This window comes from Tropicibacter sp. S64, assembly GCF_049803835.1.
Classification (GTDB): Bacteria; Pseudomonadota; Alphaproteobacteria; order Rhodobacterales; family Rhodobacteraceae; genus Pacificoceanicola.
This window is the reverse complement of sequence record NZ_JBNAGK010000001.1, coordinates 450,510-463,893: the sequence shown is the minus strand read 5'-3', so window position 1 is coordinate 463,893 and position 13,384 is coordinate 450,510. Positions and strand designations below refer to the sequence as shown.

The 13,384-nt window shown below is 66.6% G+C and carries 14 protein-coding genes and 1 tRNA gene; 5 read left to right on the top strand and 10 right to left on the bottom strand.

Annotated features, from left to right (window positions below):
- The first annotated feature begins 135 nt into the window (after window positions 1-135).
- Window positions 136-1,164, top strand: a complete 1,029-nt coding sequence (locus tag ACP159_RS02160; protein ID WP_425097974.1) for a hypothetical protein — start codon at window positions 136-138, stop codon at window positions 1,162-1,164.
- Window positions 1,165-1,185: 21 nt separating this feature from the next.
- Here the strand turns inward: ACP159_RS02160 and ACP159_RS02155 are convergent, their stop codons facing one another.
- Genes ACP159_RS02155 through tsaD form a run of 4 tightly spaced genes read right to left on the bottom strand, consistent with a single transcriptional unit; the run spans window position 1,186 to window position 3,910 of the window.
- Entirely contained in the window at window positions 1,186-1,605 is a 420-nt protein-coding gene (locus tag ACP159_RS02155; protein ID WP_425097973.1) for an EVE domain-containing protein, read from the bottom strand.
- The gene (locus ACP159_RS02150; protein WP_425097972.1) at window positions 1,602-1,877 is read right to left on the bottom strand and encodes a YciI family protein; all 276 of its coding nucleotides are present in this window, start codon (window positions 1,875-1,877) and stop codon (window positions 1,602-1,604) included. Before ACP159_RS02150 ends, ACP159_RS02155 begins: the two co-directional genes overlap by 4 nt.
- A 3-nt stretch (window positions 1,878-1,880) precedes the next feature.
- A complete protein-coding gene (locus ACP159_RS02145; protein ID WP_425097971.1) occupies window positions 1,881-2,831 on the bottom strand; it encodes an NAD(P)H-dependent glycerol-3-phosphate dehydrogenase in 951 nt (316 codons plus the stop codon).
- Window positions 2,828-3,910: a tRNA (adenosine(37)-N6)-threonylcarbamoyltransferase complex transferase subunit TsaD gene (tsaD, locus tag ACP159_RS02140; protein WP_425097970.1), complete on the bottom strand. Its 1,083-nt coding sequence runs from the start codon at window positions 3,908-3,910 to the stop codon at window positions 2,828-2,830. The genes ACP159_RS02145 and tsaD overlap by 4 nt, the downstream gene beginning before the upstream one ends.
- A 72-nt stretch (window positions 3,911-3,982) precedes the next feature.
- Between tsaD and ACP159_RS02135 the strand changes: the two genes are divergently transcribed.
- The 4 genes from ACP159_RS02135 to ACP159_RS02120 all read left to right on the top strand — a co-directional run bounded on the left by ACP159_RS02135 (window position 3,983) and on the right by ACP159_RS02120 (window position 7,809).
- Entirely contained in the window at window positions 3,983-4,705 is a 723-nt protein-coding gene (locus ACP159_RS02135) for a uroporphyrinogen-III synthase (RefSeq protein ID WP_425097969.1), read from the top strand.
- 58 nt (window positions 4,706-4,763) lie between these two features.
- Entirely contained in the window at window positions 4,764-6,182 is a 1,419-nt protein-coding gene (locus ACP159_RS02130) for a mitofilin family membrane protein (protein ID WP_425097968.1), read from the top strand.
- A 10-nt stretch (window positions 6,183-6,192) separates the two neighbouring features.
- Complete coding sequence (locus ACP159_RS02125; RefSeq protein WP_425097967.1) at window positions 6,193-7,689, top strand: heme biosynthesis protein HemY; 1,497 nt, start codon at window positions 6,193-6,195, stop codon at window positions 7,687-7,689.
- Between the two features lie 44 nt (window positions 7,690-7,733).
- A tRNA-Thr gene (locus tag ACP159_RS02120) sits at window positions 7,734-7,809 on the top strand.
- A gap of 654 nt (window positions 7,810-8,463) precedes the next feature.
- On the opposite strand, the gene ACP159_RS02115 is transcribed toward ACP159_RS02120, so the two are convergent.
- Genes ACP159_RS02115 through ACP159_RS02090 form a run of 6 tightly spaced genes read right to left on the bottom strand, consistent with a single transcriptional unit; the run spans window position 8,464 to window position 13,265 of the window.
- Window positions 8,464-9,471, bottom strand: coding sequence for a phosphotransferase family protein (locus ACP159_RS02115; protein ID WP_425097966.1), 1,008 nt, complete (start codon window positions 9,469-9,471; stop codon window positions 8,464-8,466).
- Window positions 9,468-9,881 (bottom strand): hypothetical protein, encoded by a 414-nt coding sequence (locus tag ACP159_RS02110; RefSeq protein ID WP_425097965.1) that lies wholly within the window; start codon window positions 9,879-9,881, stop codon window positions 9,468-9,470. Before ACP159_RS02110 ends, ACP159_RS02115 begins: the two co-directional genes overlap by 4 nt.
- Window positions 9,878-11,086, bottom strand: a complete 1,209-nt coding sequence (locus ACP159_RS02105; RefSeq protein WP_425097964.1) for an acyl-CoA dehydrogenase family protein — start codon at window positions 11,084-11,086, stop codon at window positions 9,878-9,880. The genes ACP159_RS02110 and ACP159_RS02105 overlap by 4 nt, the downstream gene beginning before the upstream one ends.
- A 51-nt stretch (window positions 11,087-11,137) precedes the next feature.
- The gene (locus tag ACP159_RS02100) at window positions 11,138-11,533 is read right to left on the bottom strand and encodes a (R)-mandelonitrile lyase (protein WP_425097963.1); all 396 of its coding nucleotides are present in this window, start codon (window positions 11,531-11,533) and stop codon (window positions 11,138-11,140) included.
- Between the two features lie 33 nt (window positions 11,534-11,566).
- Window positions 11,567-12,343, bottom strand: coding sequence for an enoyl-CoA hydratase/isomerase family protein (locus ACP159_RS02095; protein ID WP_425097962.1), 777 nt, complete (start codon window positions 12,341-12,343; stop codon window positions 11,567-11,569).
- A complete protein-coding gene (locus tag ACP159_RS02090; protein WP_425097961.1) occupies window positions 12,330-13,265 on the bottom strand; it encodes a 3-keto-5-aminohexanoate cleavage protein in 936 nt (311 codons plus the stop codon). Before ACP159_RS02090 ends, ACP159_RS02095 begins: the two co-directional genes overlap by 14 nt.
- Between the last annotated feature and the right edge of the window lie 119 nt (window positions 13,266-13,384).

The following is a 13,384-nucleotide window of genomic DNA, read 5'->3' as shown; positions in this document are numbered from 1 at the left end:
CTTGCCATGGATGACGGGGTGGCCTCGGCCGATCTTGTCCCCGCCCCGGGAAGGTCCTAAGCACCCTGTCAGGCAGCGCCGGGCCAGTCAGTCGCGCCGTTGCCCGCACCGCACCAGCACAGGGCGAAAGACCGCATGACGAACAGCCTGCTCTACGAGGACGCGCACCTCCAGTGCATCCACCAGCCCGGCAGCCGGACCGACGCGTTGATCGTGACCTTCGGCGAAATGATGATGCGCCCCTACCCTCAGCCGACGATCTGGGCCGGGGAGCCGATCGGCAAGCTGGACCTGCCCGCCATCGGCTTCGTCGGAAAGCGGCAGAACTGGTATCCGGAAGCCTCCGTCCGGTCGGCGCTGAACGCCGCCGGCCCGCTCCTCGACAGCGCGGAGCGGCGCATCGGCTATGGCTTCAGCATGGGCGCCTGGGCCGTGCTGAAATACGGGCGGGATTTCCGGCTCGACGTGGCGCTGTCCTTCTCGCCGCAGTATTCCATCGACCCGGACGTCATCGCCGACCGCCGTTTCACGCAGTATTTCGACCCGGCCCTGAACCACGGCATGGAGATCGCCGCCGGGGATGGTGCCGCGCTGAATATCCTTGCCTGCGATCCGCACGACGCCGGAGACCGGGAAAGTGCCGAGCGCATCATGGCGGTGATCGACGCGCGTCTGGTGCGGCTCGATAACCTCGGTCACGGCAGCGTCAAATGCGTGACCCGGACGAAGACGCTGGAACGCATCTTCGACGCCTGCCTGACCGGCGATGCGGAGGCCATCGCCCACAGCATCCGCGCTGCCCGCCGTTTCGGCGAGGCGCGCCCGCAGACCATCGCCAACGCCATAGTCGCGCGCAAACCCGCCACGGCCTTCGCGATCTATTGCAAATACCGCGACCTGTTCCCGGTCGCCCACCGCCCTGCCTTCCTCTACAAGCTGCGCCGGAGCATCTTCCGGGAGGCGTGTTTCGAGGAGCTGACGGCGTTGTCCGGGACGCTTGGGGAGACGCCCGGCTTCCTGGCCGTCAGGGCGGAATTCCTGCACGACATGGGCCAGAGCGACGAGGCGCGGCAGTCAATTCTCCGTGCCATCGCCATCCGGGACCTGCCGTCCTACCAGTTTCTGCTGCGCAAGTTCAGCGAGGCGACGGACGCCGTCCGCTAAGTTCGAGTGGCACCGGCGCGGTCAGGCGGAAAGCCCGGCCAGATCGCAGAGGATCCGCCATTCTTCCGCTGTCACAGGCTGCACCGAGAGGCGGGAGTTCCTGACAAGGACCATCTCCGCAAGCCGAGGGTCGGCCTTGATCCGGTCCAGTGTCACTGGCGTCTTCGCCGTCTCCAGAGCCCTGATGTCGACGCAGTCCCAGCGGTCGTCGTCCGTGGTGCTGTCCGGGTGCGATTCTGTGATGACTTCGACGCTGCCGACGATCGCCCGCTCCTTCTGCGAGTGATAGAAGAAGCCGCGATCCCCGACATTCATCTCCCGCATGAAGTTGCGCGCCTGGTAGTTGCGCACGCCGTTCCATTCCTCGCCCGCATCGCCCCTGGCCAGCTGGTCGTCCCAGCCCCAGGTCTCCGGCTCGGACTTGAAGATCCAGTATCTCATCCGCCGATGACCCGCTTCCACGGGGTCAGCGTCACGTCGGCGAAAAGCCCGGCCTTGGCATAGGGATCGTTCGCGGCCCAGTCCTGCGCCGCACTCATGTCGGTCACGTCGAGGATCACGAGGCTGCCGCACATCTCGCCTGCCTCATCGAGCAGCGGCCCGGCCTGGTTCACCACGCCGGTGGCCTCGATATAGGCGAGGTGAGCGTCGCGGTTGTCCTTGCGGGTCTGCAACGCGTCGGGCTTGTCGTGGGCGATGAGGGCGATGAGCATGTGTTATTCCTCCTTGAGGGGGCGAGAGAGCAGGGCCTCCATGGCCTGCGGAACGGTGAGATCTCCGGACGTGAGCCGGGAGACGGCGGTGCAGACGGGCAAGGGCAAACCCTTCTGTTCGGCGAGGCGGGCGACGGCGCGGGCGGTGGCGGCCCCTTCGACGGTGATGGCCGGATCGAAGGCGTCGCCCTGCCCCAACGCCAGACCGTAGCGAAAGTTGCGTGACAGGTCGGAGGTGCAGGTCAGCGTCAGATCGCCAAGGCCGGAGAGCCCCGCAAGGGTCTCCGGTTTCGCACCGAGGAGAGCCGCGAGGCGCGTCATCTCGGCAAAGCCCCGGGTCATCAGCGCGGCACGGGCACTGTCTCCCAGCCCCGCCCCGATGCAGGCCCCGCAGGCGATGGCGATGACGTTCTTCAGCGCCCCGCCCAGCTCCGCGCCGGTGACATCCGCGGTGCGGTAGAGCCGCAGGGTGAGGGTGGACAGCTGCTTTTGCAACGTCTCGCCGCGCGTCTCGTCTGCACAGGCGAGGGTCAGCGCGGTGGGCAGCCCCCGCGCGATGTCGGCGGCGAAACTGGGGCCGGTGAGGATGGCGGGGACCGCCTCCGGCCATTTGGCAGCGAGGATGGCCGCGGGGCCGGTGAGGGTGTTCAGGTCGATGCCCTTGCAGCAGGCGACGAGCGCCTTGCCCGTCAGCGGGTCTCCGATGGCGTCGGCAAACGGGCTGAGCGCCTGCATCGGCATGGAGAACAGCAGTGTATCGTGATCCAGCGCCTGCGGCAGATCGCCGGTGACGGTGACGTTTGGCGGCAGCATGGCCTGCGGCAGGCGCGCGCTTTCGCGGTGCTCCTGCAAGTGGCGGCTGTCCCGCGCCCAGAGGGTCACGGTGCGGGTCTGCCCGATGGCGATGGCGAGCGCGGTGCCGAAGGCGCCGCCGCCGAGCACGGCGACGTTCATGCCTTCGCCCCCTTCTTGCCGGAGCCGACGAGGGGCGCGGCGCGTTTGTCGAGCGGCCAGCGCGGGCGGGCGGCGAGGGTCATGTCGGAGGTCTCGCCAAGCGCGAAGAGTTCGGACCCGGCATAGGCGATCATCGCCGCATTGTCGGTGCACAGACGCAGCGGCGGGGCGGTAAACGTGAGGCCGGTCTGGGCACAGAGGGTTTCCAGCGCCCCGCGCAAAGCCATGTTCGCGGCCACCCCTCCGGCAACCGCGAGGGCCGGTTTGACAGGGTTTTCACCTTGGTAGAGGGCAATCGCGCGACGGGTCTTCTCCGTCAGCACATCGCGCACGGCGGCCTGAAACCCGGCGCAAAGGTCGGCGCGGTCCTGCCCGGTCAGCCCCCCCTGCTCCGCGATCAGCGCGTCGCGCTGGCGCAGGATGGCGGTCTTCAGCCCGGAGAAGGACATGTCGCAGCCGTCGCGGTCGAGCAGCGGGCGCGGAAAACGGAACCGCTTTTCATCGCCTTGCTTCGCCGCGGCTTCAACCGACGGCCCGCCCGGCTGCGGCAGGCCGAGGATACGCGCGGTCTTGTCGAAGGCCTCGCCCGGGGCATCGTCGATCGTGCCGCCGAGGCGGGTGAACGCCTGCGGGCCGGAGACGGTCAGGAACTGGCAATGGCCGCCGGAGACGAGCAGCATCAGGTAGGGGAACACAAGGCCATCGGTGAGGCGGGGCGTCAGCGCATGGCCTGCAAGGTGGTTCACGCCGATCAGCGGCTTGCCCAAACCGGCGGACAGCCCCTTTGCCAGCATCACGCCCGACAGCACCCCTCCGATCAGCCCCGGCCCGGCGGTGACGGCGATGGCGTCGATCTCCTGCAGCGGCACGCCTGCCTCCTGCAAGGCCTGCTCGACGCAGAGGTCGAGGCGCTCCGCATGCGCCCGCGCCGCGATTTCCGGCACGACGCCGCCAAAATCCGCATGCAGCGCGTTCTGGCCCATGACCACGGAGGACAGAACCTGCCGCCCGCTCACCAATGCGGCGGCGGTATCGTCGCAACTGCTCTCGATGCCCAGAATGAGCGGGAAACGGTCCATCCGTCTTTCCATTGCCTTACCCTGCCCTGCCGAGTACCACCGCCAAAGCCGCCTCACAATCCCGGAGCGCCGATGCAGAGCCCGCTGCCGATCCTTCTGATGACCCGCCCGAGGGCGCAGGCGGAGGGCGTGGTGCGGGCGCTGCGGGACAAGGGCGCGCGGTTCCGGGAGGTCTATGCCCCGTTGATCGGGGTCGCCTCGACAGGCGACATGCCCGCGCAGGAGGGCCTCGACGGGCTGATCTTCACCTCCGCCAACGGCGTGCGGCTCTGGATCGCGCGGAGCGGGCGTCGGGACCTGCCCTGCGTGACGGTGGGCGACGCCACCGCGCGGGCCGCATCGGAGTCCGGCATGGAAGCGCAGTCCGCGCAGGGCGATGCAGAGGCGTTGATCGCGCGGATGTCGCAAGAGCGCCCCGAAGGCCAATGGCTGCACGTCCATGGCACCCACAGCCGGGGCAATATCGCCGAGCGCCTCAGCGCCGAGGGGCTGGACGTGACGGAGGCCGTGATCTACGACCAGCCGGAGATCCCGCCCACAGAAGAGGCGCTGACCGCATTGGCGGGAAAAATTCCCGTTATCGCACCGCTCTACTCGCCGAGAACCGCCGCGCTTTTCGCCAGATTGCCGATTAAAGCGCCGCTTCTTGTCGCGGGTCTCAGTCCGGCTGTGGTCAAGCCCCTCTCCGCGCTTCATATAAGAAGACAGACAATCGCAAGCCGACCCGATTCCGACGCGATGCAGACGGCTGTTCTGGAATTGCTGGAAACTCCCGGGGAATCGGTTGACAGTTGAAGGCCATGACCGGCGTGCCCGCGACGGACACACGGGGCAAGTGAAAGGGTGACGACACGTGGCAAAGGCAAAGTCCAACAAGCCCTCGGATCAGACCGGGGAGAATGATGCCAAACCCGAAGAGATGACGGACACCGTGACGGGCGGCGCCGGAGACGAGACCGTTGCCGCATCGGACGACAGCATCGAAGCGGCGCCCGCGCAGGAGGCCTCCGACCCTGTGGCCGTTGAAGCTGTGACCTCCGAGGCGGAGGTGCTGGAGGGCGAAAGCGAGGGCGCGACGCGGGATCTGGCATTGCCGGAGGCCCCTGCGGACACGCTGGTCCGTCCGGAGACGCTCTCGGACGACGTGAGCAATGCCACCGGCGCGGCGGAAGTGGTGGACGAGGAGACCACGGACGACATGGCATCGGAGAAGGTCGAGCCGGTCCGCGAGACCCCCGCCGCCCCGACCACCGTGGTTCAGGAGAAGATCATCGAACGCAAGGGCGGCTTTGTCCCGACCGTGCTCGGCGGGCTTGTCGCGGCGGCGCTGGGTTTCGGCGCGGCACAGCTGGACCTGTTCGGCGGCGAGGAACAGAGCGCCTTCGAACAAGAGGCCCGCGCCACCATCGAAGCGCAGTCCGAGCAGATCGCCAAGTTGCAGGCAGAGCTCGCCGAGGCGCAGAAGGCCATCGGCATCATCGACCTTGGCCCCTTGTCCACCTCCGTCGCGGGGGTCGAAGACGGGTTGAGCGGCCTCAGGGACGGGCAGTCGAAGCTGGAGGAGAGTCTCGCGCAGTTCGACAGCCGCCTGACCGCCGTCGAGAAGGCCCCGGTGGCCGATGCGGTGGGTCCGGAGGCGATTGCCGCCTATGAACGCGAACTCGATGAGCTGCGCGGTGCGATCACCGCCCAGAAACAGGCGGTCGAGGAGCAGAAGGCTGAGATCATGGCGATGGCAGAGAAGGCTCTTGCCGCCAATGCCGATGCCGAGGATCAGGCGACACTGGCCGCGAGCCGGGGCGCCGCCGCCGAGGTCATCGCGCTGGCGCAGGAGGGCAAGCCCTTTGCCGCGCCGCTGACGGTGCTGACCGGCAATGGCGTGACCGTGCCCGAGGTGCTGAGCGCCCATGCCGAAGAGGGCGTGGTGACGCTGACCGCGCTGGCCACGGACTTCCCCGATGTCGCCCGCGACGCGCTGGCTGCGGCCCGCAAGGCCGACAGCGGCGAGGGCGGCGGCGGATTCTCCAGTTTCCTCTCGGCGCAGTTGGGCGCACGCTCCACGCAGCCGCGCGAAGGCGACGACCCGGACGCCGTGCTGTCCCGTGCCGAAGCCGACGTGAAGGCCGGGGACCTGGATGCCGCGCTGACGGAACTCGCGGCGCTGCCCGCCGAAGCACAAGCGGTGCTGTCCGACTGGACCGCGCGCGCCGAGGCCCGCCGGGACGTGCTCGCCGCGGCGCAGACGCTCGCCCAAGACTTGAATAAGCAATAAGGGTCACGAAATGCTCTGGTCACTCATCAAGATTGTCGTTTTCGTCGCGCTGGTCGCGGCCCTGACCCTTGGCGCCGGCTACCTCATGGAAAGCTCCGGCGGCGTGCAGATCACCGTTGCCGGGACCGAATACACCCTCGGACCGCTGCAATCGGTGATTGCAGCCACCGTGCTGGTGGTTCTGGTCTGGCTGTTCTTCAAGGTCTTCGGCCTCGTCATCGCGGTACTCAAGTGGATCAACGGCGATGAAACCGCGCTCAGCCGCTATTTCGACCGCAACCGCGAACGCAAGGGGTTCCAGGCGCTCTCCGAGGGCCTCATGGCGCTGGCCTCCGGCGAGGGCCGCCTGGCCATGGCGAAGGCGACGAAGGCGGACAAGTACCTGAACCGTCCGGACCTGACCAACCTGATCACCGCGCAGGCGGCTGAGATGGTGGGAGATACCAAGAAGGCCGAGGAGGTCTACAAGCGCCTGCTGAAGGACGAGAACACCCGGTTCGTCGGCGTGCGCGGGTTGATGAAGCAGAAGCTGGCCACCGGCGACACCGACACGGCGCTGAAACTGGCGGAGCGTGCCTTTGCGATCAAGCCGAAGCATGTGGAGGTGCAGGACACGCTGCTGCGCCTGCAAGCGGAAAGCTCCGACTGGGTCGGCGCGCGCAAGACGCTGGAAACCAAACTGAAGACCGGCACGCTGCCGCGCGATGTGTTCAAGCGACGCGACGCGGTGCTGGCGCTCTCCGAGGCACAGGAAATCAAGGACGACGCCGCCAGCGCGGCTGCGGCCGAGGCGGCGATCAAGGCCAACAAGGCCTCGCCCGACCTGATCCCCGCGGCGGCCATGGCGGCGAAGGGCTATATCGCGCAGAACCGCAAGAAGAACGCGATCCGCATTCTCAAGAAGGCATGGGAGGTGCACCCGCACCCGGATCTCGCCGCCGCCTTTGCCGCAATCGAACCGAACGAGACACCGGAGCAGCGGGTCAAGCGCTTCACCGCGCTGACCTCGATCAAGCCGGAACACCGCGAGACCAGGCTGCTCAAGGCGGAACTGAACCTCGCGGCGGAGAACTTCCCGGAGGCGCGCCGCGCCCTGGGCGATCTGATGGAGAGCGATCCGGACGCCCGGGTGCTGGCGATCATGGCCGCCATCGAGAAGGGCGAAGGCGCGGCGGACGCCGTGGTGCGCGGCTTCCTCGCCAAGGCGCTGACCGCCCCGCGCGGCCCGCAATGGGTCTGCGACAACTGCCACACGATCCACGCGGAATGGACGCCGCTCTGCTCCAACTGCGGGGCCTTCGACACGCTGAGCTGGACCAAGCCGCCTCAGTCGGAGGTCGTCCTGCCGGCTGGCGCGGAGATGCTGCCGCTGATCGTGGGCGCGATCGAGGACCACTCGAAAGCCCCCGTCCCGGTCGCCGACCCTGCCAAACCCGCCCCGGCGCCCGAGATGACGGAACCGGAGGATGCGGAGGTGATCGACGCGGAACCCGAACGGGCAAAATAGCCCTTTCCATGCGGCGGGCTGTTTGCTAATAGCCCGCCACCAGGGCCGCTGTAGCTCAGCTGGTAGAGCACGTCATTCGTAATGATGGGGTCGGGGGTTCGAGTCCCTTCAGCGGCACCACTTTCCTCTCCGAACATGGTTAGAGACATCCGGAAAGCCCTTGTTTGAAGGGTTTTGCGGTTGGGGATTTGTCCGAAGCGGTCCGGCCATGACGCATGGAATCCCCCGGCTTGGGGGCATCGCGGAACAGCGATCTGGAGGATGCCTCCAGATGCCCTCGACGCAAGACGCAGATTCGAGTCCTCAAGACCAGCGTCACTCGATCCATAAGGTGCGTTTTATCCGCTTCCGATTGGCCCGCAATTCCTGACGGTGGCTTGCGTCAGGAGAGGCGGCGGCCGTCCCGGTCCGATCCGTCCGGACCCCGTGTCTGTCCATCTGTTCCCGAGTGCAGCCAAGACTCGTCGCGGCCTGCCGGTCGGCTGCCCCCGTTCCTGCGCGGGCGCGATGAGAAAGGGCCTGACGGTGTCGCTCAATGCCGCCGTCTCGATCGCGCCGCGCATCAAATACTGCGCAGAATCCGGCTGTTTCTGCGTGATCCAACCCGTATCGACCTGCCGATCCAGGTGTTTCGCCTGTTATTCTGCCGCACCAACAAGCGTCCACGCTGCGATCCACCAGCATAACGGAAAGGCCCGCCTGATGCAGGTGATCATGACGCCGATGCCCATGGTGCCCGCGCCGACGATGCCGACCGGTCGGATGTCCTTCCTGTCAGTGCCTGCCTTCGATGACTTCGATCCCGCGCCGTGCGAATTTCGCGGCCATGCCGTCCGGGGATTGCGCCCCTGCGGCTGTGCCCGCCTTGACCCGGTCCGCGATGCCGACCCAGATCACCGCGAAGCGGAAGAGGGCAAAGGCCTTGTGAAAGGGCATCGGCGGCGCCAGTCCGGGGCTCGCAGCCCTGTAGCGGGCGACGAAATCCTCCTCGGACGGCAGGTTCAACGCAGCACGGTCCAATCCGAGGAGCCCGCCGTATTCGTCGGGGCTCGAATGCCAGGCCATGCAGCAATACCCGAGGTCGGCCAGCGGATGGCCAAGCGTCGAGAGTTCCCAGTCGAGGATGGCGACGACGTGGGGCTCCGTCGGGTGGAACAACACGTTGCCCATCCGGTAATCGCCATGGGCGAGACTGACATGCCCGTCGTCCAGCGGCTGGTTCTCCCGGAGCCAGTGCGCCAATTCGTCCAGCTCGGGAATCGGCGGGTGCGAGCTTTCCTCCCATTGTCGGGACCAGCGGCCAATCTGCCGTGCGAAGTAGTTGCCCGGCTTGCCGAAATCGCCGAGGCCAACATCGCCCGGGACGACGGCGTGCATTTTCGCCATGGCATCGGCGAGGCCCATCCAGAGCGCGGGGCGCTCCTCCGGCCTGGCGTCGGTCAGCGCCCCGTCCGGGAACACCCGGCCCTCGACCCGCTCCATCAGGTAGAAAGGCGTACCGAGCACGTCGGGATCATCGCAAAACATCACGGGGCGCGGCACCGGCACGCCCGCAGGGTGCAGCGCGGACATCACGCGGAACTCGCGGTCCACCGCATGGGCGCCGCGCAGGATCGGGCCATTGGGCTGCTTGCGCAGGACCATTCTTTGATTGCCCCAGGTGACGAAATAGGTCGGGTTCGACTGGCCCCCGGCGATGCGCTGGACCTGCATCGCCGCCTTTTCTCCGAACTGCGCGGCAAGGAACGCCTCCAGACGCGCCGGATCGAAGTCGGGAGTCATGTCCCCTCCAAGACCGCTATGGCTGATTTGAACGTCGCATGTTGTGCCCGCAGCCAGCGGATCGCCTCCGGCCACTGCCTGCGCACGGTGACACAGGCCTTGGCATTGTCCTTGCGAAACCATCGGCCCTTGTCCGGCTCGCCGCTGGCTGTGCCGACTGTGGTGCGCAGCTCTTTGGCCAAACCGTCAAGATGGGCGAGCACCCAGTCACGGGCCGCGTCCGACCTTGCCACCAGGTAGACCGATGTCTTGTCCTGGGACAGGGACATCTTGATCCGCACCCGACCGTCCCGGGACAGACCGATTTCCTTTTCCCACCCCGGACTTGCTTCGATACCAAGCTCCGGAGCGGCTTCGGACAGCGCCGCCCAGAAGGCCTGTCTTTCGTCATTCATCTGTTCGTGGGTCATGTCTGCACGTCCCATGTCCAGAAGCCGCGACCTTCCTTCTCGACATTGCGGTGCAAGACCATCTTGTGGACCTCGTCCGCGCCATCGACGAGCCGAGCCTGGCGGGCGTAGCGATAGATCCATTCCAGGGGCGTGTCCTTCGAATACCCCCGAGCGCCGTTGATCTGAATCGCGGTGTCGGCTGCCTTGTGCAGGACGTTCGCCACATGCACCTTGGCCATCGAGACCTCCTTGCGGGCATAACTGCCGCGGTCCAGTTCCCAGGCCGCCTTCATCACCAGCAGACGGCCGATCTCGATCTGCATCGCGAGATCGCCCATCATCATCTGCACGCTCTCGCGCTGGGACAGGCGCTCGCCGAACGCAAAACGGTTCTGTGCATACTCCGACGCGAACTCGACGCAGCGTTTCGCCAGCCCCAACCAGCGCATGCAATGGGTCAGCCGGGCCGGTCCAAGGCGGATCTGGGTGAGCTTCAGCCCGTCGCCTTCCTCCATCAGGAGGTTCTCGGCGGGGATTTCCATGTCTTCGTAGACGACCTCGCAATGCCCGCCATGCTCCTCCGGTCCCATGATCGGGATGCGGCGCTCGATGCGGAACCCGGGGGTGTCCTTGCGGTGCAGGAAGGCCGACAGCCCCCTGCGCGGATCGTCGGAGGTGCGGGCGATCAGGATGAAATGCTCGGCCTCTTCCGCGCCGGTGATGAACCACTTGCGGCCGCGGACGATGTAGCGGTCATTGCGCCTTTCGGCCCTGGTCAGCATCATGCCGCCCGGATCGGAGCCGGAGCCGGGGGCCGGTTCGGTCATCACGAAGGCCGACTGCACGTCGCCGCGCACGATGGGCTGGAGCCATTCGGCCTTTTGCGCCTCGGTCGCGACCTTCTCCAGAACCTGCATGTTGCCGTCATCGGGCGCGGCGGCATTGAACACGCAGGGTCCGAAGATCGAGCGGTTCATCTCCTCGTAGCAGACCGCCATGCCCTGAATGCCGAGTTCCTGCCCGCCGGTCTCCTTTTTCAGCTGAAGACACCAGAGCCCCTCCGCCTTCGCCTTCTCGCGCAGACCGTGAAGCACGTCCTTGCGGATGTTCTCATGCGGGTCGTAGTTGGCACGATCCGCTTCCAGCGGAATGATCTCGTCCTCGACAAACCGCGCAATGCGGACGCGGAAGTCCTCGATGCGGGGGGAGATGGTGAAGTCCATGGTCAGATCCTCCGGCCCGGACGCCGCCGGGTCATCAAACTGCGGGTCTCGTCAGCCCGCGTATTCGGCGTCGGTGACGTGATCGAGCCAGGTCACGGCAGAGCCGTCGACGACCTCCTGAATGGCGATATGGCTCATGGCGGTGTCGGGCGCGGCGCCGTGCCAGTGTTTCTCACCGGCAGGAAACCAGACGACGTCGCCGGGGTGAATGTCTTCGACGGGACCGCCCTCGCGCTGAACGCGGCCCCGGCCGAAGGTGACGATCAGCGTCTGACCGGCGGGGTGGGTGTGCCATGCGGTGCGGGCACCGGGTTCAAAGGTCACATGCGCGCCTGCGGCCCGGCCCGGGGCTTCGGCCTGGAACAGCGGGTCCATGCGCACCTGTCCGGTGAACCACTCTCCCGGACCTGGTTTCGAGGGGGCGCTGCCTGCGCGGGTGATCTTCATCTTGCGGCTCCTGTTGGTGAGGCCCGGTTCGGCTCAGCGGCCGGTCCACTGCGGTTTGCGTTTTTCGGTAAAGGCCGTCATACCTTCGCGGGCGTCCTCGGTCAGCGACATCAGGCCTGCCTGCGCCTCCATGTGCGCCAGAGCCTGTTCCGGCGCCATGCCCGCGGTTGCCGCGAGCGCGTATTTCCCGCGCCGGATCGCCGTCGGGGAATTGGCCGAGATGCGGGCGACCATCTCGTCCACCTTGGCATCCAGGGCGTCCGGGGCGACAACGGCGTTGACCAGACCCACAGCCTGCGCCTCGGCTGCGTCGATCATCTCGCCGGTGTAGCACATTTCTGCGAACATCCGGGGCGGGATCATGCGTTGCAGAAGCGCGGCGACCTGCATCGGGAAGAGGCCGACCTTGACTTCCGGCAGGCCGAACTTCGCGGTGTCGGCGGCAATCGCCACGTCGCAGATTGCCAGCAGCCCCATGCCCCCCGCGAGGCAGAAGCCGTTGATCCGGCCGACCACCGGCACGGTGCAGAGCCGGGCGGCGCGGAGCATGTCGGCATAGTTCGATTTCGGCTCGGAATAATCGAAGGCGAACACACCGCCGCCCAGATCGGCCCCGGAACAGAAGGCCTTCTCGCCCGCGCCGGTCAGCACGATGACACGGATCTCCGTATCCTGCGAGGCTTCCCTGAAGGCGGCCGTCAGGGCGAGGATGGTCTCGTCGTTGATGGCGTTGCGCTTTTCCGGTCGGTTGATCGTCAGGCGCAGGACGTTGCCCGTGCGCTCAGCGATCAGCGTGTCAGAAGTTGACATCATGGCTCCCTTTCAGTTCCAGCATCTCGCGCGCCTCATCCGGCGTAGCGACCTCCAGCCCGAGGTCCTCGATCATCTTCCTTGCAAAGGTGACCTGCGCCGCGTTGCTTTCCGCCAGCATGCCCCGGCCCAGCCAGAGCGAGTCCTCCAGCCCGACGCGCACGTGGCCGCCCAGCATCACGGACTGCGCCGCGATCTGCATTTGCTTCGCTCCCGCGCCCAGCACGGACCATTGGTATTGATCGCCGAACAGCCGGTCCGCCGTGCGCTTCATGTGCATCACGTCTTCCGGATGCTGTCCGATCCCGCCGAGAATGCCGAAGACGGACTGGATGAACAGCGGTGCCTTGATCAGGCCCCGGTCGACGAAGTGCTTGCAGGTGTAGAGGTGCCCGATGTCATAACACTCCACCTCGAAGCGCGTGCCATTGTCGGCGCATTTCGTCAGGATGGTCTCGATGTCCTTGAAGGTATTCTTGAACACGCGGTCGTCGGAGCCGCGCAGGTACTCTTCTTCCCAATCGTACCGGAAGTCCTTGTACCGCTTCAGCATCGGGTAGAGGCCGAAGTTCATGCTGCCCATGTTGAGGCTGGCCACCTCGGGCTTGTAATGCAGGGCCGGCCCGAGCCGCTCCTCCGTCGTCATCAGCGCCGAGCCGCCGGTGGTGATGTTCAGCACCGCGCCGGTGCGCTGCTTGATGACCGGCAGGATGTTCCTGTAGGCGTCGATGGACTGGTCCGGCAGGCCGGTATCGGGCCTGCGTGAATGCAGGTGGATGATCGCCGCACCCGCCTCCGCGGCCCCGATGGCGGCATCCGCGATGTCTTCCGGTGTCATCGGCAGATGCGGCGACATGGATGGCGTGTGGATGGAGCCGGTCACGGCACAGGTGATGATCACCTTCCTGGTTTTCCCGGACATGACGCGGCTCTCCCCTTCCTTGTCACCCACAGCGTCCAGCCCGGCACTGTGCCTGCCGGAACAGGGGGGGCCGATGGCGACGCGGAGACTTCAATCGGTACTCAGCGGGGTATGGGCTG